Genomic DNA, 20,804 nt, shown 5'->3' with positions numbered 1-20,804 from the left:
TCAATCAGACTTACGTGTGACATAAAGGCTAGCCACTACACTGCCTGCGATGAGCACTGCAACCACCGACAAAGAAATAGCGATTGGCATATGGAACCAAGGCATGATCAACATCTTGGTACCGATAAATGTGAGTACCAGCGCCAAACCATACTGCAGCAGGTGGAAACGATCGGCCATATCTGCCAAAAGGAAATACAAAGCACGTAAACCAAGAATGGCAAAAATATTAGAGGTAAAGACAATAAACGGATCCGTTGTAATCGCAAAAATAGCCGGGATAGAATCCACAGCAAAAACGACATCCGAGATTTCAACCAGAATCAGCACTAAAAACAAGGGGGTAAAGTAGCGTACACCGTCTTTCTTTACGACGAATTTTTCGCCATGATGATCATCTGAAACGCGCAGATATTTACGCGCAATCCTAAGCACAGGGTTTTTAGTCATATCTGGCTCTTCTTCTGCCACAAACAACATACGAACACCCGTTACCACCAAGAATGCACCAAACAGATACAGCACCCAGCTAAATTCTTGCACAACCCATGCGCCAGCTAAAATCATCACTGCCCGCATAATCAATGCGCCTAATACCCCATACACCAAAACGCGGCGTTGATATTCAGCGGGCACATTAAAGGCTGAAAAGATAAGCAAGAAGACAAAGACATTATCGACAGAAAGCGATTTTTCAATCAAATAACCGGTAAAAAATTCTAATGCTTTACGGTCGGCAATTTCTGCACCCACCGTGCCATTTAAATACCACCACATGCCGGCATTAAACAGTAAGGCTAAGCTAATCCACACCAAAGACCAGCTTGCGGCCTCTTTTACGCTGACTTTATGTACCTTGCTGCCGCCAAAAACAAATAAATCAAGGGCAAGCATCACCAGCACAAAACCTATAAAGGCGGCCCACATCCACGGCTCACCTATTGAGATGGCTGCATCCACATTGATACTCCTCTTTAAAATACATTATTAAAAAGGCCGGAAGGCCCTTACTCAAACCACACCTAACTGCAACTTAATACCCACGTTTAAGCAGGCTGGTACGCTCACCTAGGGATGCGACATCAATAAACGCCTTAGCCCGCAGCCGATACTACATTTAATACCAAACACCACGATTTTTTCCCGCAGAGGCAACCAGCGTTCGCTATTTAAGCGCTCCAGCGCTGTCATCATAAAAGCCAATGCTAAGCAACTTTAGCCCACACAGCCAAACATAACTTCAGGCCCAGCGGTAAAATTTACGCTTTGTCCATCAACGGCCTACAGCGACGAGCACGATTCCAAACATAGGCTAAGCTGTAAGCTTACCGCGTTTACCTTTCCTCCTGACAACCATAATTCCGGGTTGGCGAACGGCTATTTCTTAGCAAGCATCCGCCAATAATGAATTATTGAGGCTGAAGGCCGATGTATCCGTGCTGACCATGCTGCTGCCTTAAAAACAATAAAGGAAAACAACTTAGTCATTCTAGCCTTGCTTTTACACAAAGAAAAACAGATTATTCTTTGCGTATTAATCGTAAAAACTTGATGGAAAAAGCCGTTATGCTCAACTACAAGCAGCTTTATTACTTCTGGAGTGTGGCTAAAGCAGGCAGCATTACCCGTGCTGCCGAACAGCTTCACCTTACCCCGCAAACCATTAGCGGCCAGCTAGCCGAATTAGAACGATCCTTAGGTACTGATTTATTCCGCCGCACCGGCAGGCGCTTAGAGCTGACTTCCGCCGGAAAAATGGCCAATGAGCATGCGCGGGAGATTTTTCAAATTGGCAACGAGCTGGAGCAAACACTCAAGAGAGGCAGCACCGAGCAATCATTTCGAGTCGGTGTGGCCGATGCCGTACCTAAATCCATCGCGTATCAACTACTCGCCCCCGCCATCGCCTTGGCTGAACCGGTGCGGCTGATTTGCTATGAAGACAAGCTGGAGCGCTTATTTGCTGAGCTCGCCATCCATAAATTAGATTTAGTCATCGCCGATCAGCCATTGCCATCCGAGCTAGGCGTCAAAGGCTATAACCACTCACTTGGGCAATGCGGCATTGCCCTCTACGCGGTGCCAGAGCTTGCGGCCCGTTATCGTGAAGGGTTCCCTCGCTCGCTCAATGGCGCACCATTGCTACTACCAGGCGATAAAGTAGCTGTGCAAACGCCACTGCTGCGCTGGTTTCAAGAGCAAGATCTGCAGCCACGCATTGTCGGGCAATTTGATGATAGCGCCCTGATGAAGGCATTTGGCAGAGCCGGTGCAGGCGTGTTTCCTGCCCCAGCCATTATGGAAGAAGAGATCAAAAAGCAACAAGGAGCCGAGCTAATCGGCCATATCAAGTCTGTAGTCGTAAATTACTACGCCATTTCAGTAGAAAGGCGCCTCACTCATCCGGCGGTGCTGGCAGTCAGCGAAGCCGCCAAGCAATCCGTATTTGCAAAAAAATAACTTAACCTAGGCGGCAGCTGCACGCCGCACCTCGCCCAACCATTGTTCCCGCTGCTTAATGGTCGAACCCAGCACAGGCCCAAAGCTAGAAATGCGCACGGGTTTAACGCCGCTAAACTCTAAAATAGTTTTTTTCATCTGATGATGGCCAGGCATGCGGTAAATCCAGCGAAAATACCAAGGTGGCGAATCCATCGTCACCCATAAATGCGCGCTACGCCCTGCCAGTAATTTATCCCATTGCGATGAATTAGCTCGATACTTAAAAGCGAATCCCGACAAGAAAGTTCGATCGATAAACCCTTTCATTAATGCTGGCATGGCTCCCCACCAAATCGGGTAAACAAACACCAAATGTTCAGCCCAAAGTAGCGCTTGCTGCGCCGCCAGCAAATCAGGCTCCAGTGGCTGAATCTGCGCATAGCCGTGATGCAACACGGGATCAAATTGCAAATCACCAAGACTGATCTGCCGCACCTCTTTGCCCGCCTGAAGCGCAGCCTGTGTATAGGCCTCGGCCAAAGCACCGCACAAACTATCTGCTGTGGGATGGCCAAGAATTACTAAGATTTTCATTGCTCTGCCCTTTTCTAAAAAAGAACATGCTAAAGCTTGCCCTCAGGGGCAGAGTCAAGCAATACACGCTGCTAGGCTAGCCTGTACTTCCGGGCAGGCGCTGATTTCCAAGCTCAGTGCCGCCAACTGGCTATCCAGCTGCTCAAGATGTTTTATTTCATTGGCAATGCTTAGCCGCTTACTGGCTAGTAATCGCTTCAATTGCTGCCAATCTGGCTGACTTTGGGTGTTTTTTAAAAAATGCAGCTCAGACAACTTAAACCCCAACCCCTGCGCCTGCCTGATTAAACGAAGCAACAACACGTCGCGATCAGCATAAACTCGATAAGCCCCGGAGCGCTGCACTGCACCCAGCAAGCCCAGCGTCTCATAGTGGCGAATGGCCTTGGGCGATGCGCCCGTCAACTTAGCAAGCTCTCCAATATACATACGGGCTACTCATGGTAAATAAATCAACAGGATGCTGATGATATCGGGCTAATCATAAAACGCGCTCAGCAAGCTGCAAAAAAAATGGCCACAATGTGGCCATTTTATCTCTGCTTTAAATCCTGCTTACTTCTCTACAAAAGCACGCTCAATCACGTAATCACCAGGCTGGCCGATGCGCTTAGAGACTTGGAAACCACGCGCATCGAGTAGCGCGCAAGTGTCTTTCAGCATGGCTGGACTGCCGCAAAGCATGGCGCGGTCTGTTTCTGGATTAAGCGGAGGCAGGCCGATATCGCGTTCCAATTTACCCGATTCAAACAAATCAGTTAAACGACCTTGGTTACGGAATGGCTCACGCGTCACCGTTGGGTAGTAAATCAGCTTCTCTCTGACGGCTTCGCCAAAAAACTCATTGTGTGGCAGCTCTTTTTCAATAAAATCGGCATAAGCCAGCTCGCTCACGGTACGTACACCGTGCACCAAAATGATTTTTTCGTACTGCTCGTAAGCGTCTGGGTCTTGAATCAAGCTCATAAATGGCGCAAGACCGGTACCTGTTGAAAGGTAATAGAGGTTCTTGGCGGGCTTTAAATCGCTCAACACCAAGGTGCCAGTTGGCTTACGGCTTACCAAGAGGGGATCACCTTCTTTCAAGTGTTGCAGACGCGAAGTCAGCGGGCCGTCTTGCACTTTAATACTGAAAAACTCGAGCGTTTCGGAGTAGTTCGGGCTAGCAATCGAGTAAGCGCGCATCAGCGGCTTGCCGTTTACTTCCAAGCCAATCATTACAAACTGGCCGTTTTCAAAACGCAGCGAATCATCGCGTGTAGTGGTAAAGCTGAACAACGAATCGTTCCAGTGGCGAACCGATAACACGTGTTCGGTAGCAAAAGCGCTCATGTTTTTCTCTTTTATATAACGTAGGGCGGGTTGAAACCCGCCGTTTTTAAATAAGCAATACGCTGGCGGGTTGCACCCGCCCTACATTTTTTTAAGCCAGCGCAGCAGTCAGCGCGGGCACGGCTTCGAATAGATCGGCAACTAAACCAAAATCAGCCACTTGGAAAATCGCTGCATCAGGGTCCAGATTAATCGCCACAATCACTTTGCTGTCTTTCATACCGGCTAAATGCTGGGCTGCACCCGATACACCTGCGGCAATATAGAGCTCAGGCGCAACCACTGTGCCGGTCTGGCCAACTTGTAAATCATTCGGCGCATAGCCCGCATCCACAGCGGCGCGCGTTGCACCAATGGCAGCACCCAGCTTAGCGGCCAGCGGATTCAAAATCGCATCAAAACGTGTTTCTAGCGGACGACCACCGGTTACTACTACGCGAGCAGAAGCCAGCTCTGGGCGATCACTCACGGTATGCGTGGCTGACACGAAACGTGCTTGGCTTTGTGCAGCAGGTGCAGCGTGATCCACAATATTTACAGCAGGGCCATTGCCTGCAGCATCAAAACTAGTTGCCCGCACCGTCAATACTTGCACCGCATCGCTACTTTCTACCGTAGTGAGCACACTACCGGCGTAAGTTGGGCGGATATACGTCGCTGGGGCACTGATACGAACCACATCAGAAATCATCGCCACATCAAGAAGCGCGGCCACGCGGGGCAGGGCATTTTTTGCCGCGGCTGAATGCGGCGCTAAAATCACTTGGTACTTTGGTGCGAGATCAAGCAGCAGCGCAGCCACATCTTCGGCCAGCGCGTGTGCCAGAGCCGGCGCATCTACACAAATCACTTCGCTGACACCCGCAATAGCAGCGGCTTCTGCCGTTACCGCTTGCAGGCCGTGCCCCAGCACCACCAGATGAACAGGCGCATTCCATGCCGCCGCAGCCGTTACAGCCTGACGAGTGGCTTTTTTAATTTGCTTGCCGTCGTGTTCGGCCAGAATCAATACGCTCATTATCAAATCACCCCTGCTTCACGCAACTTGCTGACTAACTCAGCCACATTTGCAACTTTAATACCGGCTTTACGTTCCAGAGGCTCGGCGGCTTTCAGCAGCTTTAAGCGCGGCGCGGCGTCCACACCCAGATCGCTAGCGGCAATGGTTTCAATCGGCTTTTTCTTCGCCATCATCAAATTAGGCAGCTTTACAAAGCGCGGCTCGTTCAGGCGTAAATCTGCTGTAATCACTGCAGGCAATTTGAGCGCTACGGTTTCCGTACCGCCATCTACTTCACGCACCACCAGCGCTTCACCATCGCTAACCGTGATGCTAGAAGCAAACGCGCCTTGGCCTGCATTCATCAATGCCGCCAGCATCTGGCCGGTTTGGCCTGCATCATCGTCAATCGCCTGCTTGCCCAAAATCACGAGACCTGGCTGCTCTTTATCGACAATTGCTTTTAATAATTTGGCCACGCCCAGCGGCTGCAGCTCAAGATCGCTCTCAAGCAAGATCACCCGATCTGCGCCCATCGCTAAGGCATGACGTAAAACATCCTGACATGCGGCCGTACCAATGGTCACAGCCACAATTTCTGTAACCACACCACGCTCTTTCATGCGCAATGCTTCTTCTACGGCAATTTCGTCGAAGGGATTGATGCTCATCTTAACGCCAGCAATATCCACATCCGAGCCATCAGCCTTGATGCGTGGCCTGATGTTGTAATCCACTACACGCTTAACCGCGACGAGAACCTTCATAAAACCCTCCTATTTGCCGTACATTGTAGGGCAAGGTAGAATATCTGGTAAATACCAATCTTTGATAAAGATATTCCATTTTCCAGATATGCATGCTTTAAAGGCATGTATTATAAACAATGCAAAAATCTTAGGACACAGAGAACACTGAGAAATAAGACAAGAAAACCAAGAGAAACCCGAGAAAAACACATTTAAACGAGGCTAAACAGGCTGCGCCTCGATTTTAAACTCAGCCTTTCTCTGTGTTCTCTGTGTGCTGCTTTTTTCTCTGTGTCTACAGATCTTTTTCAGTTTTTAACGCCGCAAATCTCAGATACCCCATGAACTACACCCTCAGACAGCTCGAAGTATTTACCGCCGTGGCCCGTGCAGAGAATGTTTCTCGTGCGGCGGAGCATTTGGGGATGAGCCAATCGGCCACCAGCACCTCGCTCACCGAATTTGAGCGGCAGTTTCAGATCAAACTCTTTGATCGAATAGGTAAAAAATTACAACTCAATGAGCTAGGACATATTATTTTGCCGCGCGCCATCGAGCTACTCGATCGCGCCCATGAAATAGAAGCCTTGTTTGAGGGTAAAGCAGGCTTTGGCCCGATGCGCATCGGGGCGACACTGACCATCGGCAATTACCTCGCCACGCTACTCATTGGCGAGTTTATGCAAAACCACCCCGGCTGCCGCATCGATCTGGACGTACACAACACCGCCAATATTGTTAAAAAAGTCGCAGAATTTGAGCTTGATTTCGGACTGATCGAGGGCGATTGCTCGCATCCTGATTTAGCGGCGCAATCTTGGGTTGCGGACGAGCTGGTGATTTTTGCCGCGCCAGATCATCCGCTCAGCCACAAAGCAGTCGTGACGCTAGATGATCTGGTTGCCACGCCGTGGATTGCCCGCGAAACCGGATCTGGTACGCGGCAAACGTTTGAGCACGGCATGCGCCATGTGTTATCTCAGCTCAATATCCGCTTGGCGCTGGAGCATACCGAGGCGATTAAACGTGCGGTGGAATCCGGCATGGGCATCGCCTGCATTTCACGCCTGGCATTAAAAGAAGCCTTCAGGCGTGGCAGTCTGGTAGAAATCCCCGTGGCGGGCTTAGATTTTAAAAGACAATTTCACTTTATTTGGCATAAGCAAAAATACGTCACGCCGGGCATGGCGCTATTTATTGAGCGCTGCAAGGAAGTGGCGACTGGGGTAGCAAGTAGTGATCAAATTATTCTAAAGCCCTAGAAAAAAGGCTTAGACCTTACGGCTAAAGAAAAAGAATGGGTAAAAATGGATTTTCCTAGATGGGCGATGCCGCAGTAAGAAGGAGCTGTTATGAAAACCATAAAACGCCAAATTGAGATAAATCGGCCACAAGAAGAAGTGTTTGATCTAACGCAAGACTATGCAAAACGCCTTGATTGGGATTCATACCTTACTAAAGCGTATCTGCTTGGCAATGCTAACGAAGCGGGTATTGGTGTCGACTCATTCTGCCAAAACCGATATGGATCAGTGATGATCTCACGCTATATTTCGTTTAACCGCCCCCACGTAGCCGCTGTCACGATGATCAAAGGCCCATTTACCCTTAAACGGTTCAGCGGCGCTTGGAACGTAAAGGAAATCGACGAGCAAAGGTCAAAATTAACTTTTACATACCACTTTGAATTAAAGGGTGCTGTTATTGGTCGTTTATTACTGCCCATTGCTTCTCACCTCTTTTCAAGCGACATGAATAAAAGGCTATTTGCAATAAAACGACACCTCGAATCAAACATAAAACGGCCCCTCTGACGTGAGCCGCATAGTTCATTGATAAGCGATAACGTTCAGCTCAGATAAACCGCTAGCTCCAGCCCCACCTAAACCGTTTTACCTTTTTTGCGCGTCAATATCCGCCAAAGACTCTGCGCCCTTAGCCGTAATCTCGTAGCCTACTGCGCCTTCAATCGAGCTGATATGGGATTTCTTGAGCAAAAACTCTTTAACATTCGAATCCAGCAGCGCAATTGGATCTTGGGCAATTTTACGCAAGCCATCGATGCAATGCTTCATAAACAGCGTTTGCGTGCCTCTTTCGGTGATTTTCATAATGCCATTACGGCCGTAATCTACGTATTTAAGGCCAGAAAGAAGCTTGGCATATTTTAATACCAAGGGGCTCAGCCTTTTGCTTTTTAGGCCACGGCTTACTTCTTTAAGCGCTTCAAATTCGTCGTCTGTTAGTCCAGCATTCATATTGTTATCCTGCCTGTAAGGCTTAAGGACGGCAATGGTACGCGTCCTTAGTCTGTTGCGTAAACGATTACACACGCTTTATGCATCGTGGCGAGACATAGCACCCGCCAAGCCAAATACTTTATAGGACGAATTATTGACTCTATTCGCAAGCGAGTTTGATGCTACGCAAAGCGCCGCTAGTCAATAAGACTTCGCCTTGTGCGATAATGCGCCCCCTGTTGCAGGGAAAACACCCTGCCATATGTTAAATACAATGCAACAAGGAACACCCATGCAAGCAATCACCCGCGATGTGATGGAATACGATGTTTTGATTGTGGGCGCTGGCCCGGCTGGCTTATCGGCGGCGATTCGCATTAAGCAATTAGCGGCCATCGCAAACCAAGAAATCAGCGTCTGTATTTTGGAAAAAGGCGCAGAAGTGGGCGCGCATATTCTCAGCGGCGCGGTGATTGATCCGATTGCACTGGATGAGCTGATTCCAGATTGGAAAGCACTGGGCGCACCGCTTAAAACACCGGTCACAGATGATCGCTTTATGTTGCTGGATGAAGACCAAGCTTTTCGCATCCCCAACCCACTGCTCCCTCCGCTTATGAATAACCACGGCGCGTATATCGTTAGCCTTGGCAATGTTTGCCGCTGGCTTGCAACACAAGCCGAGGGACTTGGTGTAGAAATCTACCCCGGCTTTACCGCCGCCGATGTGCTTTACCACGAAAACGGTGCTGTAAAAGGCGTGGTAACGGGGGATATGGGCTTAGATAAAGCGGGCAAGCAAAAAGCTGATTTTGCAGCAGGCATGGAGCTGCACGCTAAATACACGCTGATTGGCGAAGGCGTGCGTGGCTCCCTGACTAAGGTGCTGGAAGCGCAGTTTAATTTGCGCGATCAGGCCGACACGCAAAAATACGGCATCGGTTTTAAAGAGCTGTGGCAGGTTGCGCCAAGCAAACATCAGCCCGGCCTTGTTAGCCATACACAAGGCTGGCCGCTAGATAACAGCACCGGTGGCGGCTCGTTTATTTATCACTTGGAAGACAATCTGGTGGCCGTTGGCTTTGTAGTGCATTTGAACTACAGCAATCCGTATCTCAGCCCCTTTGATGAATTCCAGCGCTTTAAAACGCACCCAAGCATTCGCGGCCTGTTTGAAGGCGGCAAACGCTTAAGCTATGGCGCAAGAGCGATTTCTGAAGGCGGCTTGCAATCGATTCCTGAGCTGACTTTCCCCGGTGGCGCGCTGATCGGCTGTGCGGCGGGCTTTTTAAATGTGCCGCGCATTAAAGGCACACACAATGCCATGAAGAGCGGCATGTTGGCGGCAGACGCCGTGGTCGACGCGCTGGCCGCTGGCCGCAGCAGCGATAAGCTAGTTGCTTATCCGGCAGCGATTAAAGCCTCTTGGGTTTGGCAAGATTTAGATAAAGTCAGAAATATCAAACCGGCCTTGTCAAAATTCGGCAATGTTTTTGGTTCAATGTACGGTGGTTTCGAAATGTGGCTAGCCAGCTTCGGTGTGCGCCTGCCTTGGACTTTTAGTCATAAAAAACCTGACCATGCCTGCCTGAAGCTAGCCAACGAATGCACGCCGATTAACTATCCTAAGCCGGATGGCAAGGTGAGCTTTGATAAGCTGTCCTCGGTTTATATATCCAATGTAAACCACGAAGAAAACCAGCCCTGCCATTTGCACTTAGCCGATGCAAGCTTAGCGATCAGCGTGAATCTAAACAAATACGACTCACCCGAAAGCCGCTACTGCCCGGCAGGTGTATACGAAATCATCAAAAGCGACACCGGCCCACGCCTGCAAATTAACGCGCAAAACTGCATCCATTGCAAAACTTGCGATATCAAAGACCCGATGCAAAACATCACATGGGTTACGCCAGAAGGTGGCGGCGGGCCGAATTATCCGAATATGTAATACGCGATAAAAACATAGTTCTGTAGACACAGAGAACGTGAAGAACACAAAGCACTCAGAGAAAAACACCTAAGTAATGCAGATGCTAGGCCTCGCAAACTCAATACCCATGCGCAGCTCACTAAAACCACTGATATGCATTAAATCTTTTGTAGGGCGGGTGCAACCCGCGAGCAATACTGAAAAGTACGCGGCTTGCACCCGCCCTACGATGATTCGATGTTTGTAGTCTGTGCCCATGTATTTATTGGGTTTCTCTGTGTGCTCCGTGTTCTCACCGCCCTCTGTGCCTACAGACCTTTTTGGTTTTTATAATTACACCTAGGAAAAACCATGATCATTCAAACACACATCGTTGATCTAGCCACTCCGACAGGCATCATGCGCTGCTATGTGCATCGGCCTGAAGGCGATCGGGCTTATCCGACGATTTTGCTGTATTCAGAGATCTTTCAGCAGACCGGCCCGATAGAGCGCTCGGCGCGATTGATGGCGGGGCATGGCTATGCGGTGGTGGTGCCTGAGATATTCCATGAGTTAAACCCTATCGGCACGGTACTCGCCTACGATCAGGCGGGTAGTGATAAGGGCAATAGCGATAAGGCGAGTAAATCAGTCGAGGGTTACGACACCGACAATCAAGCCATGATTGCTTGGCTAGGCGATCAGCCCTGGTGTAATGGGCAGTTAGGTGCGATGGGCTTTTGCATTGGCGGCCATTTAGCTTTCCGTGCGGCCTTGCAAAGCCAGGTCAAAGCCACTGCCTGCTTTTACCCTACCGATTTGCATTCCAACGCGATCCCAAATCTGCCCGGCCAGCACAGCATGGATAGACTAGCCGATATTTCTGGTGAGCTACTGATGTTCTGGGGCAAGCAAGACCCGCATATCCCAGCCGCAGGCCGCGCACTGGTTTACCAGAAATTAAGCGAAGCGGAGCTTAATTTCAGCTGGCACGAAGTCAACGGCCAGCACGCCTTTATGCGTGATGAAGGCCTGCGCTACGATGCGCAATTAGCCATGCGTGGCTATCAGCTAGCGCTGGATCTATTTAGCCGTGTTTTAGCCTAAGTCCTCAGCAGCTCTTCCCTATTAAATCAAGGCCTTGCGCATAAGGTCTTGATTTGTCATCTTTCAGCAAACTGTAATCACCATCGAGCCCGAATAAAATAAAGCGGGGATTGCTGAGCAGTGCATTCAGCGCTATACCCAAGAGCGATGCACTTAAACAGAAGACGCCGACGATGCCCTTTTCCACCCCCATCTTATCCCTCAGCCTTATCGTCTTTCTCAGCACACAGGCAGCGGCTACAGAGCTCAAATTCTGCACAGAAAGTGAGGACTCCTACCCGTGGATACTCAAAAACCGTAAGGGGCTCAGCATTATTCTGCTGGAGATGGTCGAGAAAAAAATCAATCAAAAAATACTGATCGATGCCATTCCTTGGAAGCGTTGCTTACAAGAATTAAAGACCGGCCATTACGATGGTGCCGTCAATGCCAGCTTTAAAACAGATAGAGCAGAGTTTGCGGCCTACCCCATGGCCGCAGATAAAGTCGACACCAGCAAAAGAATGCTCATCGATAGCTATAGCTTGTACCGTCTTAAAGGCAGCAAAGTAGAATGGGATGGCAAAGTATTTAAACCTCAAGATGCCATCGTTGGCGCACAAACAGGGTTTTCTGTGGTCGACCAATTAAAAAGCCTTAATCTCAAAGTAGATGACAGCAATGGCAGTACCGAAATCAATTTAAAAAAATTGTTTCTAGGCCGGGTATCCGCAGTTGCCCTGCCTACTTTACAAGGCGATAACGTACTCGACAAAGATGCAGAATTACACAGCAAAATAGAAAAAATAGAATTACCACTGATTGAAAAACCCTATTATCTTATTTTTTCCAAACCATTCTTTGCCCAAGAAACGGCTTTAGTCAAAAAGATATGGGACAGCATCGAATCAGCACGGGAATCGGTGGAATATAAAAAACAAATGGATCAGTTTAAGTAAAACCAAACTGATCAGCGTATTAAATTCTTTTTAAAGCCATAAGCACCAATGGAAAATAAAAGCAGCGCAGCCAAAGAAGCCGCACAAAGCTGGGCAATCTGCCCCTGATCCGTCCACAAAAAAATCAGCCCCGCTGCAGCGCATAAAATCAAGGCACAACAGCCCCATTGCAGCAACTTATGCAATAGTGCTTTATCAAGTAAGTGGCAAAGTAGCAGGCCTGTGCTTAACACGCCCCCCATCACCGCAGCAGCAATTCCCCATATCCCAAATAAATAAGGCAAGCTCAGTAAAAGCAGCGCTTGTACGCCGCTGCCGCTTAACTCGCAAATTAAAGGTGTACGCGTATCCGCTGCGGCATAGTAATAGCGGGCAAGCAATGCATTCCATGCGCCAAAAATAATCGACACAGCAAACAAAGCCAATAAGGCGGGTAACGGCCCCTGTGCCAAGCCTTTAGGCAAGAGCAAGTCAACCAGAGCAGGCGCTGCCGCAATTAAGCCCACGGCAGCAGGCAGCGTTAATAGTGTGCAGAGCAACAGACCTGTATCGAGCATTTTACGCCTGGCAATAGCCCCTTCACCGCTCATTTTTCCCAGCAAGACTTGATTTAAGCTCATCAGGGCAATCAGCGGAATATTGACCAGTTTGCGCGCTAGATTGAGCAGGGTAATGGAGCCCTCCCCCAAGAAAGACGCCACCAGCCGCTCAAGCAGAGTGAGGCCCTGGCTGGCGGCACTGCTGCTCAATAGCGGCCAGAGTTGCCGCCATACTGCGATATTGTCGCCGTGTGGGGCACGATGCCAAGGCCGCCAGCCCATGCGTAAAACAGAGGGTAGTAGGAGTAGAACCATCAAGATACTGCCCAGAATAAAACACTGGGCCAGCGTAATCGGGTCGGCATCTTTTTTGGCTAAGCCCAGATAAATCACGACTGGCAAATTAAACAATAAGGAACCTAGCCCCGGCAGCACAAAACGGCTATTTGCCTGCATAGGAATCGTCAGTATTGCCTGCAAAAACAAGCCCGGAATCACCCATGCCAAATAACGTAAAGCCTGAGTAGCTTGCAAGCCATCTGCGACCGATAAACCCAGCCCGATCATTTTCACTAGATAGGGCGCACCCAGCATGATGCCCAGAGCCAGAGCCAGCCCCAGCAATAAAAAATGCCTGACTTGCCCAGCCAGCCAGTAAGGCTGTGTTTGGGCGGGCTGTGCCTGCCACAGCGGCAAAGCAGCAGCAGACAATAAACCACCTGCCAGCATGGTACGTAATGCCTCTGGCAAAAAAAGCGCGACCAGATAAGCATCTGTTCGCGCCCCCGCGCCCCAATCCGCCACCAGCAGCCATTCACGGGCAAAGCCCGCAAACAAGCCCGCCAGCGTGGCTAAGGTCAGTAAAAGCGTACTACTCAGCACACATGGCCTTATCCTTAGTAAAACAATGTGAACAGGCCTTTGCCGCCCACTTTATAAGCCAAATCATGCGGGCGCTCGCCCATCACTTTGGCGCCCGAGCCACCCACAATTTTATACGGGGCAATTTCTTTGCTAACCAGTGTATTGGCCGTTACCACAGCACCACGGCCAATGCGCGCACCATGGGCAATGAAAGCGCCTGTGGCAATCCATGCATAATCTTCAATATAAATCGTCGCAGCCACTGACCAGAATTCGGGCGTGGTTAAATCGTGGCCACCGGCAATAATTTTGGCATGCGAGGCCACCGCCACATGGTCTCCGATAATCAGCCCTGCACGTGCATCAATCTGGCAGTGCCATGCAATGCAGCTATCGTCGCCAATCACCAGGTTTTCTATGCCTATGATCTCTGTAGTGCGCCATACCGCCGAGCCTTTACCAATTTTAGCCCCCCCCAGACGCAGCCAAGCCAGACGCAAATGGTGGCTGGGGATTTTATTAATCAAAATGTTGTAACACTGCTCCCAAGCCCGCAGCCAGCGGTCTTTAAAGGTAGGCCAGTTAATGCCGTAGAGGGGGACCAACGTGGTGGGAATTTCATCACGCAGCAGAGCATAAAAACGCCGAGCCAAAGGAGGCTCGATCCGCGTTTCAATATTTACCGAGCAAATCGACACCCGCGGGTTTGCCTCGTCGCCTTCTTCAAAAGCCACTTCATTGGCGAGCATCCAGTCATAGCTATCCGCAAGCTCAGTCAATGTGACGCCCAGTTGTTGCGCGTAAACATCCAAGCGAGCCCGCAGCGCGGTGGAGTGATAAATACGATGTCTCATGCTTCTGTTTTCCTATAGGGCGAGTCACCCAGCAACGGGTCCCGACTTTGCCGCAAACTACGTGCAGACTGAAGATTGATCGCCATCATCAGCCAAAAAAGCGCAATCAAGACCATGGTAAAACTGTAGTAATGATCAAACAGGCCGGTAAGCAATGCCGCCAGCAGGCCTGCTCCCGAGCCGATCCAGATGCCCCGTTCCGGGCTCATTTCACTTAATTTGGCCTGTGGCCTGCACTCGCGCCACCATGCCAGCGTAACCGCAATAAACAACCACATGCCGGGGATGCCCAATTTATAAATAAAATTGAGCCATAAATTAGAAATGCCCAGTAAATTAGTTTTAGGCGGTGGCGGATCAACCTTAAAGCCAATTCCCAAGGGATAACGCGCCATGGCCTCAGGAAAACGGCGGTATTCATCCATGCGAATCTCGGTACTGGCATTGCTGCTTGAAAAAGTCGTCGATAACCGTGCTTGCAATGGTGGGTAAAACAACACTAAGCCCACACCAAGCGCAAGTGCCACACCGATTACCCGCCCTGCATAGGGCACTCGAAAGGAGGTCAGCCACAAGAGCACCAAGACCAAACTCACAATTGCCCCGCGTGAGCTGCTAAACAACAGCCCCGCAGCCCCCAGCACCACCACGCTAAGCCCCAGCAGCCTGCGCCAGCCTTGCTGCACCAGCGCATAAAAGAAGGCCAGCGGCAGAAATAAAACCAGCACGCCGCCTGTTAAGTTTGGATGCACCCAAGGGGATGCCATGCGCGAAAAATTAGCCGAAAAAATATCTTTAACCGCCTCAGGATGAGCGTATTTCAGTTTTTCTAAAATCACAATAAAGGTATTGGCATCGTGATCTTTTAAAAACATCCCCACCGATAGTAATAGCATCACTAAAGAACCGAGCAGCAAAGAAATAATCAGCTGATCGCGGCGAAAGCCATTGTCTACCAAAATGGGGAAAAGCAATAAAGGTGATAAATTTAATAACCATCGCACCCAGTTCACCGGGCCGTTGCCTTCTGCGCCACTCATGATGAGCTGGCCGAGTAAAAATGGCAGCGCGCTGTAAAACATTAAATAGCGTAAACGCTGCTCTGTTTTGCCAAACTGCCAAGCTAAACGACCTTGCATCATTTGCCAAAAAACCCCTAACCACACCAAGCCTAGGAGCGCCTCGGAAATCGTGACGCGTATCCCTAAATTCACCGTGGTATAGGGAATAAACGTTGCCACAAAACCAAATAGAATCAGCCCAAAAAAAGGCAGCCTTACAATATTAAGCGCCAGCACAATGGCCACTAAGGCCAGCACCATGGTAGCCGCCGAAGTAAAAGTAAAAAGAATAGAAAAAACCAGCGCGCAAAATAACGCCAGCAGCAGTCGACTCATCAAGTGAATCCCTGCAAAGCCGCAAGCAACTGCCCTACTCGCTCGCTATATGCAGGCATCGCAAAGCGCGCCGCCCAAGCTTGCCGGGCAAAGAGATCCTCTACCTGAGGCGTCAGCGCTAAATCCAGCATCAAGCGTTGTAGCGCCTCACCATCGTGGGGAGAAAACCGCGGAGAATCTGACGGGGTAATTTCATCCAGCGCCGAGCCACGGGCAACCGCCACCGGCGCACCTTGAGCCAGCGCCTCAATCACCGGCAAACCAAAACCTTCAGCCAAGGATGGCTGCCAAAGGCAAGCCGTGCGGGCGTAAAGCGCCATTAATTCAGCGTCACTAATCCCTGATACAACGATCAAGCCATCCAGATGGCGCTGAGGCACAGGCAAATCATTGATATTCCCCACCAGAACTAAGGGAGGCACCTTGCTTTGTTGCTGGCGAGCCACCTGCCAAGCGTCCACAAACCAAGGAATATTTTTACGCGGCTCACGCGTGCCCACCACCAGCCAGTATTGCGCTGGAATTCCCGCAGGCAGGATCAATGGCTCAGTAGGCAATACGCTAGGCACGGCATTAGGCAGCACCGCAATTTTTGCTGCCGCCTGCGGAAACAATCTGGTTACTTCTGAGGCGGTAAAGCGCGAGGGTGTCCAGATCGCATCTGCTAGCGCCACCGAACGGCTCATTCCGACACGGTCAATTTGCCGATAAACCATGGCTTTTAAACGGCTGCCGTGATGATTCTCCATCGTGAGCTGAAACACATCGTGCAGCAGCAAAACATAGCGGGTATCGGGCGGCGTTTGCCACACCGGCAAGCCGGTATTGGCCGTTGCAATATACACATCTAGCTCGCTGGCTTTAATGGCCTGCGGCAAAAAGCCAAGCTCAAACTTCACGCGCTCACGCGGGCGATGCAGGCCATGCACTGGGCTGGCCGATACTGGGCAATGCGCAATGTGGCGATGAGGGTGATCTATAGGCGCTGCGGTAAAACGTTGCACTTCGCCCACGGCTTGCAGCGCCTGCTCCAGCGCCAATACTTGCCGAGCAATCCCCGAATAAGGCGCTGCCGTTACCGGGCGATAATCAATTCCGATCCGCATGATTTATTTTCTGGTAAAGAGTTTCAAGTTGGCTGGCGCTGATCTGCCAATCATTATTCTGGCAGGCGTAGCGGCGGCCCGCTTCGGCCATTTCACGTGCGGCCTCGCCTTTATCCAAGAGATCAATCACCGCCTGAGCCAGCTCATACGCCGTTTGCCCTACCTTATATTCCTGCCCCGCCTGCAAAGCCAGCCCTGACACACCTTGCAAGGTACTCACCAAGGGCAGGCCTGCGGCTAAAGCCTCCAGCACCTTCAGCTTAGAGCCGCCACCTTCGCGCAAGGCCGCTAAAAAGAGCGCTGATTTTTGCTGCTCCAGCGTTAAATCAGGCACAAAACCACACCATTCGATTCTTGGATCTGGCCAGCGCACGCGCCATGCTTCAGGCATGGCGTAGCCACAAATCACAAACCGCGCACCAGGCCGCTCTGCCCATACTTTGGGCATAATTTCATCAAGGCTCCATGCCACAGCATCCCGGTTCGGTGGGTATTCAAAGTTACCAATAAACAAAACACGCTGGCTGTTTAAATCAGGCAGCACATGGGCAAAGGCGGCGGTATCGACACCATTAATCACCACATCGACTTTGCGCTGAGCAATTTGCGCCATACGCAGCGCATCCTCAGGCGTCACCGCCGCCACACACTTTGCCGCAGCCAAAGCTTGTTTTTCCCAACGACGGTAGCGCCATTGATCGAAACACACATAGGGCTGCATCCAGAATGGCATTTGCTGATAAGTAGCCGCCCCAAGCGAGGATTCCACATTGTGCTCGGTCAGTAAAAATGGCTGGCTTTTAGCCTGCAACTGCCGCAAAAAAGGTTGTAAACCATAGCTATGCTCAATTTGCACCACATCCCAATCACTTTCTAAAAGTGCGGCAAACACACGCTCCAGCTTAGGCGCAAAGCCATTCACACTGGCCAATAAGGGGTAGGGAGCAAATGCAGCAGCGGCTAGCGTAAGCGGGTGTTTTAAAGGCCGGCGAGGCAAAACAATCAGCCGCTCAACAATGCCTTCTAAATGCGCTTTTACTTCAGGCAAAAGCCGCTCTTTGCTTTGCACAAGCAAGGTAATACGATGCCCGCGATTAGCCAGCGTGCGCAATAAATGATATTGGCGCAGCTTGCCACCACTGGTGGTCGGCCACGGTAAATAAGGTAAGGTCCAAAGGATATTTAATGGCGTATGCACAGCAGCAAGCAAAACAGCACCGATCGCATGAGATGCATTTGATGGAGTGGCCATCAGCGCCATTCCAATATTTGCAATTGACGTGTTACAGCAAGAGTTGATTTCAGCACCGTTTTAGCCCCGCTTAAAGGCTGATAAAGCGTGAACTCCCCCGCCGTAGCAAGCTCCAGCTTACCGGGCTGATTGGCCCAGAACATCCAGATATGCGTGCCGTCGGGCTTTTTCCAAGCAATGCTATAGAGGCCCTCCACCGATCCTTTATAGGCAGGCGCCTCACCCGGCAAAAGCTTAGGCCCGGTGATTTTTAAAAAGCGCGACAAAGCGGTATAAGCAGGCTTGGGCTTACCTTGCAAATTTAAAAGCCCATAGCTGCGATCCCGAACCCCGGCCCGGCTATCCAGATCAGATAAAGCAAATAAAAACACCCGATCAAAATCAGACACACTCATCAAGGCCAAACGGCGCAAAAGATAATCTGCCTGCCCCGCCTCGCCGATAATATTTTGCTCTTCCTTGGGGCCTGCATAGCTGGACCAGCCCCATTCAGTCGCCCAAATTCCAGGCACTTTCATAGAACGCAAACGCTGGTTTATTTCCTTAGTGCGCAAAATAAAATCGCGCTCTTTCACCTCATCGCCTTCCGGCTCCTGGCTATAGGGGTGATAAGCCACCACCGCGCCTAAGCCCAGCGCGCCCATTTTGCCCAGCTCTTCCAGCATCAGTCCCTTTTTGATCGGCATTTGGCTGTAATACGCCATTCCCGCCATCAGTACGGGCTTGCTAGGCGCAACTTGCTTTAACACCCGCACCGAAGATTGTAAAAGCTTGCCGTAATCGGCTGCATTTTCAACCGGCCGCCAAAAGCTAGGCAAATTAGGCTCGTTCCAGATTTGCCAGGCATCCACAGATGGATAGCGATGCGCCAAAATCCCCATACGCTTCGCAAACACTTCATTATCTTTTGGGGGGTATTGATCTTTATTACTCGCCGAAGCAGGCGCACTGCTGGCAAAGGGAGCTGAGCCTACTAAATAAAACACCGATTTCAGCTGCTTTTCTTTTAAAGCATCCACTACATTATCAATCGGCTTAAATAAATACTCATTTTCTTTGGCTTCGTGCCTGTCCCAATGCAAATCAACGCGAGTCCACTCCAATCCCAGATCGCGCAGGCTATCCATTTGTTGAGCAGCTTGTTGCGGGCTAAACCATAAAAAATGCGCATTCACGCCTAGAAAATCACGCCAGATCACCGGTTTTGAAGCGAGCAGCTTGGTTTCTACTCCCCAAGCCGGGCCAGCCAATAAGGCGGCGAAGAGGCAGCTATCAATCAAGCGCATTTGTTTTTCCTTGCTTTTGATCCGCAAATAATTTTTTAAACTGCTGAGCAGTACGAGGCCAGCGGCGCATCACACCCAAGGCCTCTGCACTTGCGCTTCTTTGTACTAACAGCTCTGGCTGATCCAGCAACTGCAACAGCAGTGCAGCTAAAGCCACCGTATTGCCTTGGGGGTAAACCGCCCCATTCCCAAAAGAAACTTCTTCTGCAAAAGAGCGGGCATCCGAGCTAATCACACTTCGCCCGCATGCTGCAGCCCAAGAAAGCACGCCGCTGGTGCCACGCATCTGCCCCAGATAAGCCAGTTTTTTAGACTCCTGATACGGCAAAATCAGGGCGTGATGCGATTGAATCAGCGGCACAATCTCTGCAGTTGGCACATCCAGCTGCCAGTGCACCACATGGGCGGGCAAGCCTGCTGCTTGCAATTGCGTTTTTAATTCATCTAAATAAGATGGGCCATTCGCAAAGGTCATTTCTGGTGCAGTACCCCCTGCAAGGGTCAGCTCCACAAGCGCTGCCGGGCGCTGCGCCATCAATAAAGCCAGCGCAGCAATTAAATCTTCAATCCCTTTGCCTCGATAAATAAACCCAAAATACAGCAACTTTAAAGGGCCGTGCGGCGGCAACAGAGGCAGTGCCAGAGGAGCAATAATCTGATTGCCATGCGCTATTTGCTGCACCTTTCCTTCGGGCAAGCGCATACGTAAAGCTAAGCGACACGCGCCTAAAGCCGTTAGGGCAATTAAAATGGTTAGCTTTGTGGCTAGGCGGCGCTCACGTGCCAATGTCCAAGGATCGCACAGCAAGACCAGCGCCTGATAAGCACGGCGTGGCAGATATTGACTCAGCGTATTAGGCCAGCCCAGAGGCCGCCAGATTAAGCGCTCAGGATCATGCACAGTGGCGCTTAAGGGCAACAAGGGGTAGTGCTGGGCCAGCCACTCCAAAGCCAAAAACTCACCATTACGCCCACCACCTAACTCGGCATGGACTAAATCCATATCCTGCCAATGAATGCTTTGCATCTGCACATCAATTTGCTGCGCTGTACTGCCCAAACGCTGATCTTTAAAAGGCAAAACCATCTCTACGCCTTCCTGGCTTAGATAGTTTTGAAACGCATCTGCGTAATCAGCAATCCCACTTTGCTCTGGCGGCAGGGGCGCAATCAATGCAATACGCATAAA

General features: G+C 50.4%; 21 protein-coding genes. 6 read left to right on the top strand and 15 right to left on the bottom strand.

Going from position 1 to position 20,804, the window contains the following annotated elements; translation table 11 throughout:
- The gene (locus ACFQNF_RS05290; RefSeq protein WP_380186701.1) at positions 1 to 927 is read right to left on the bottom strand and encodes a TerC family protein; all 927 of its coding nucleotides are present in this window, start codon (positions 925 to 927) and stop codon (positions 1 to 3) included.
- 141 nt (positions 928 to 1,068) lie between these two features.
- The gene (locus ACFQNF_RS05285) at positions 1,069 to 1,194 is read right to left on the bottom strand and encodes a hypothetical protein (protein WP_380186673.1); all 126 of its coding nucleotides are present in this window, start codon (positions 1,192 to 1,194) and stop codon (positions 1,069 to 1,071) included.
- A 333-nt stretch (positions 1,195 to 1,527) separates the two neighbouring features.
- Here ACFQNF_RS05285 and nhaR point away from each other — a divergent pair, with 333 nt between their 5' ends.
- Entirely contained in the window at positions 1,528 to 2,460 is a 933-nt protein-coding gene (nhaR, locus tag ACFQNF_RS05280) for a transcriptional activator NhaR (RefSeq protein ID WP_380186671.1), read from the top strand.
- Between the two features lie 6 nt (positions 2,461 to 2,466).
- Here nhaR and ACFQNF_RS05275 read toward each other — a convergent pair whose 3' ends face one another.
- The 5 genes from ACFQNF_RS05275 to ACFQNF_RS05255 all read right to left on the bottom strand — a co-directional run bounded on the left by ACFQNF_RS05275 (position 2,467) and on the right by ACFQNF_RS05255 (position 6,135).
- Entirely contained in the window at positions 2,467 to 3,036 is a 570-nt protein-coding gene (locus tag ACFQNF_RS05275) for an NAD(P)H-dependent oxidoreductase (protein ID WP_380186669.1), read from the bottom strand.
- 54 nt (positions 3,037 to 3,090) lie between these two features.
- Positions 3,091 to 3,465 carry a MerR family transcriptional regulator gene (locus ACFQNF_RS05270; protein WP_380186667.1) on the bottom strand — a complete coding sequence of 125 codons (375 nt, stop codon included), beginning with the start codon at positions 3,463 to 3,465 and terminating at the stop codon, positions 3,091 to 3,093.
- 126 nt (positions 3,466 to 3,591) lie between these two features.
- Positions 3,592 to 4,368, bottom strand: coding sequence for a ferredoxin--NADP reductase (locus ACFQNF_RS05265; protein ID WP_380186666.1), 777 nt, complete (start codon positions 4,366 to 4,368; stop codon positions 3,592 to 3,594).
- A 91-nt stretch (positions 4,369 to 4,459) separates the two neighbouring features.
- Positions 4,460 to 5,386, bottom strand: coding sequence for an electron transfer flavoprotein subunit alpha/FixB family protein (locus tag ACFQNF_RS05260; protein ID WP_380186664.1), 927 nt, complete (start codon positions 5,384 to 5,386; stop codon positions 4,460 to 4,462).
- A gap of 2 nt (positions 5,387 to 5,388) precedes the next feature.
- Entirely contained in the window at positions 5,389 to 6,135 is a 747-nt protein-coding gene (locus ACFQNF_RS05255) for an electron transfer flavoprotein subunit beta/FixA family protein (RefSeq protein WP_380186663.1), read from the bottom strand.
- A gap of 323 nt (positions 6,136 to 6,458) precedes the next feature.
- Between ACFQNF_RS05255 and ACFQNF_RS05250 the strand changes: the two genes are divergently transcribed.
- Together ACFQNF_RS05250 and ACFQNF_RS05245 are read left to right on the top strand one after the other, a co-directional pair.
- On the top strand, positions 6,459 to 7,379 hold the full coding sequence (locus ACFQNF_RS05250) for a LysR family transcriptional regulator (RefSeq protein WP_380186661.1): 921 nt from the start codon (positions 6,459 to 6,461) through the stop codon (positions 7,377 to 7,379).
- Between the two features lie 90 nt (positions 7,380 to 7,469).
- Positions 7,470 to 7,931 carry a type II toxin-antitoxin system RatA family toxin gene (locus ACFQNF_RS05245; protein WP_380186659.1) on the top strand — a complete coding sequence of 154 codons (462 nt, stop codon included), beginning with the start codon at positions 7,470 to 7,472 and terminating at the stop codon, positions 7,929 to 7,931.
- A 78-nt stretch (positions 7,932 to 8,009) separates the two neighbouring features.
- Here ACFQNF_RS05245 and ACFQNF_RS05240 read toward each other — a convergent pair whose 3' ends face one another.
- Complete coding sequence (locus ACFQNF_RS05240; RefSeq protein ID WP_380186656.1) at positions 8,010 to 8,375, bottom strand: hypothetical protein; 366 nt, start codon at positions 8,373 to 8,375, stop codon at positions 8,010 to 8,012.
- Between the two features lie 274 nt (positions 8,376 to 8,649).
- Here ACFQNF_RS05240 and ACFQNF_RS05235 point away from each other — a divergent pair, with 274 nt between their 5' ends.
- From ACFQNF_RS05235 to ACFQNF_RS05225, 3 genes are all read left to right on the top strand, one after another.
- Complete coding sequence (locus ACFQNF_RS05235; RefSeq protein ID WP_380186654.1) at positions 8,650 to 10,308, top strand: electron transfer flavoprotein-ubiquinone oxidoreductase; 1,659 nt, start codon at positions 8,650 to 8,652, stop codon at positions 10,306 to 10,308.
- A gap of 333 nt (positions 10,309 to 10,641) precedes the next feature.
- The gene (locus ACFQNF_RS05230) at positions 10,642 to 11,379 is read left to right on the top strand and encodes a dienelactone hydrolase family protein (RefSeq protein WP_380186652.1); all 738 of its coding nucleotides are present in this window, start codon (positions 10,642 to 10,644) and stop codon (positions 11,377 to 11,379) included.
- 173 nt (positions 11,380 to 11,552) lie between these two features.
- The gene (locus ACFQNF_RS05225; protein WP_380186651.1) at positions 11,553 to 12,317 is read left to right on the top strand and encodes a substrate-binding periplasmic protein; all 765 of its coding nucleotides are present in this window, start codon (positions 11,553 to 11,555) and stop codon (positions 12,315 to 12,317) included.
- A gap of 11 nt (positions 12,318 to 12,328) precedes the next feature.
- Here the strand turns inward: ACFQNF_RS05225 and ACFQNF_RS05220 are convergent, their stop codons facing one another.
- Genes ACFQNF_RS05220 through ACFQNF_RS05190 form a run of 7 tightly spaced genes read right to left on the bottom strand, consistent with a single transcriptional unit; the run spans position 12,329 to position 20,801 of the window.
- Positions 12,329 to 13,738, bottom strand: a complete 1,410-nt coding sequence (locus ACFQNF_RS05220; protein ID WP_380186649.1) for a lipid II flippase MurJ — start codon at positions 13,736 to 13,738, stop codon at positions 12,329 to 12,331.
- 14 nt (positions 13,739 to 13,752) lie between these two features.
- Positions 13,753 to 14,574 carry an acyltransferase gene (locus ACFQNF_RS05215; protein ID WP_380186647.1) on the bottom strand — a complete coding sequence of 274 codons (822 nt, stop codon included), beginning with the start codon at positions 14,572 to 14,574 and terminating at the stop codon, positions 13,753 to 13,755.
- Positions 14,571 to 15,971 carry an O-antigen ligase family protein gene (locus tag ACFQNF_RS05210; protein WP_380186645.1) on the bottom strand — a complete coding sequence of 467 codons (1,401 nt, stop codon included), beginning with the start codon at positions 15,969 to 15,971 and terminating at the stop codon, positions 14,571 to 14,573. The genes ACFQNF_RS05215 and ACFQNF_RS05210 overlap by 4 nt, the downstream gene beginning before the upstream one ends.
- The gene (locus tag ACFQNF_RS05205) at positions 15,971 to 17,077 is read right to left on the bottom strand and encodes a glycosyltransferase family 4 protein (RefSeq protein ID WP_380186643.1); all 1,107 of its coding nucleotides are present in this window, start codon (positions 17,075 to 17,077) and stop codon (positions 15,971 to 15,973) included. Before ACFQNF_RS05205 ends, ACFQNF_RS05210 begins: the two co-directional genes overlap by 1 nt.
- A complete protein-coding gene (locus tag ACFQNF_RS05200) occupies positions 17,061 to 18,329 on the bottom strand; it encodes a glycosyltransferase family 4 protein (RefSeq protein ID WP_380186641.1) in 1,269 nt (422 codons plus the stop codon). The genes ACFQNF_RS05205 and ACFQNF_RS05200 overlap by 17 nt, the downstream gene beginning before the upstream one ends.
- Positions 18,329 to 19,615: a cellulase family glycosylhydrolase gene (locus ACFQNF_RS05195; protein WP_380186639.1), complete on the bottom strand. Its 1,287-nt coding sequence runs from the start codon at positions 19,613 to 19,615 to the stop codon at positions 18,329 to 18,331. Before ACFQNF_RS05195 ends, ACFQNF_RS05200 begins: the two co-directional genes overlap by 1 nt.
- The gene (locus tag ACFQNF_RS05190; protein ID WP_380186637.1) at positions 19,602 to 20,801 is read right to left on the bottom strand and encodes a glycosyltransferase; all 1,200 of its coding nucleotides are present in this window, start codon (positions 20,799 to 20,801) and stop codon (positions 19,602 to 19,604) included. Before ACFQNF_RS05190 ends, ACFQNF_RS05195 begins: the two co-directional genes overlap by 14 nt.
- Between the last annotated feature and the right edge of the window lie 3 nt (positions 20,802 to 20,804).

Origin of the sequence: Iodobacter arcticus, assembly GCF_042664895.1 — a bacterium.
Lineage (GTDB): Bacteria > Pseudomonadota > Gammaproteobacteria > Burkholderiales > Chitinibacteraceae > Iodobacter > Iodobacter arcticus.
This window is presented reverse-complemented; position numbering and strand designations above follow the sequence as displayed.

Bases quoted from the DNA above. Each gene is read 5' to 3' on its own strand.
- ACFQNF_RS05260 (WP_380186664.1), bottom strand. From the start codon at position 5,386: ATGAGCGTATTGATTCTGGCCGAACACGACGGCAAGCAAATTAAAAAA.
- ACFQNF_RS05230 (WP_380186652.1), top strand. From the start codon at position 10,642: ATGATCATTCAAACACACATCGTTGATCTAGCCACTCCGACAGGCATC.
- ACFQNF_RS05285 (WP_380186673.1), bottom strand. From the start codon at position 1,194: ATGATGACAGCGCTGGAGCGCTTAAATAGCGAACGCTGGTTGCCTCTG.
- ACFQNF_RS05265 (WP_380186666.1), bottom strand. From the start codon at position 4,368: ATGAGCGCTTTTGCTACCGAACACGTGTTATCGGTTCGCCACTGGAAC.
- ACFQNF_RS05195 (WP_380186639.1), bottom strand. From the start codon at position 19,615: ATGCGCTTGATTGATAGCTGCCTCTTCGCCGCCTTATTGGCTGGCCCG.
- ACFQNF_RS05245 (WP_380186659.1), top strand. From the start codon at position 7,470: ATGAAAACCATAAAACGCCAAATTGAGATAAATCGGCCACAAGAAGAA.
- ACFQNF_RS05190 (WP_380186637.1), bottom strand. From the start codon at position 20,801: ATGCGTATTGCATTGATTGCGCCCCTGCCGCCAGAGCAAAGTGGGATT.
- ACFQNF_RS05255 (WP_380186663.1), bottom strand. From the start codon at position 6,135: ATGAAGGTTCTCGTCGCGGTTAAGCGTGTAGTGGATTACAACATCAGG.
- ACFQNF_RS05240 (WP_380186656.1), bottom strand. From the start codon at position 8,375: ATGAATGCTGGACTAACAGACGACGAATTTGAAGCGCTTAAAGAAGTA.
- ACFQNF_RS05200 (WP_380186641.1), bottom strand. From the start codon at position 18,329: ATGGCCACTCCATCAAATGCATCTCATGCGATCGGTGCTGTTTTGCTT.
- ACFQNF_RS05225 (WP_380186651.1), top strand. From the start codon at position 11,553: ATGCCCTTTTCCACCCCCATCTTATCCCTCAGCCTTATCGTCTTTCTC.
- ACFQNF_RS05210 (WP_380186645.1), bottom strand. From the start codon at position 15,971: ATGAGTCGACTGCTGCTGGCGTTATTTTGCGCGCTGGTTTTTTCTATT.
- ACFQNF_RS05270 (WP_380186667.1), bottom strand. From the start codon at position 3,465: ATGTATATTGGAGAGCTTGCTAAGTTGACGGGCGCATCGCCCAAGGCC.
- ACFQNF_RS05215 (WP_380186647.1), bottom strand. From the start codon at position 14,574: ATGAGACATCGTATTTATCACTCCACCGCGCTGCGGGCTCGCTTGGAT.
- ACFQNF_RS05275 (WP_380186669.1), bottom strand. From the start codon at position 3,036: ATGAAAATCTTAGTAATTCTTGGCCATCCCACAGCAGATAGTTTGTGC.
- ACFQNF_RS05205 (WP_380186643.1), bottom strand. From the start codon at position 17,077: ATGCGGATCGGAATTGATTATCGCCCGGTAACGGCAGCGCCTTATTCG.
- ACFQNF_RS05250 (WP_380186661.1), top strand. From the start codon at position 6,459: ATGAACTACACCCTCAGACAGCTCGAAGTATTTACCGCCGTGGCCCGT.
- ACFQNF_RS05235 (WP_380186654.1), top strand. From the start codon at position 8,650: ATGCAAGCAATCACCCGCGATGTGATGGAATACGATGTTTTGATTGTG.
- ACFQNF_RS05290 (WP_380186701.1), bottom strand. From the start codon at position 927: ATGTGGGCCGCCTTTATAGGTTTTGTGCTGGTGATGCTTGCCCTTGAT.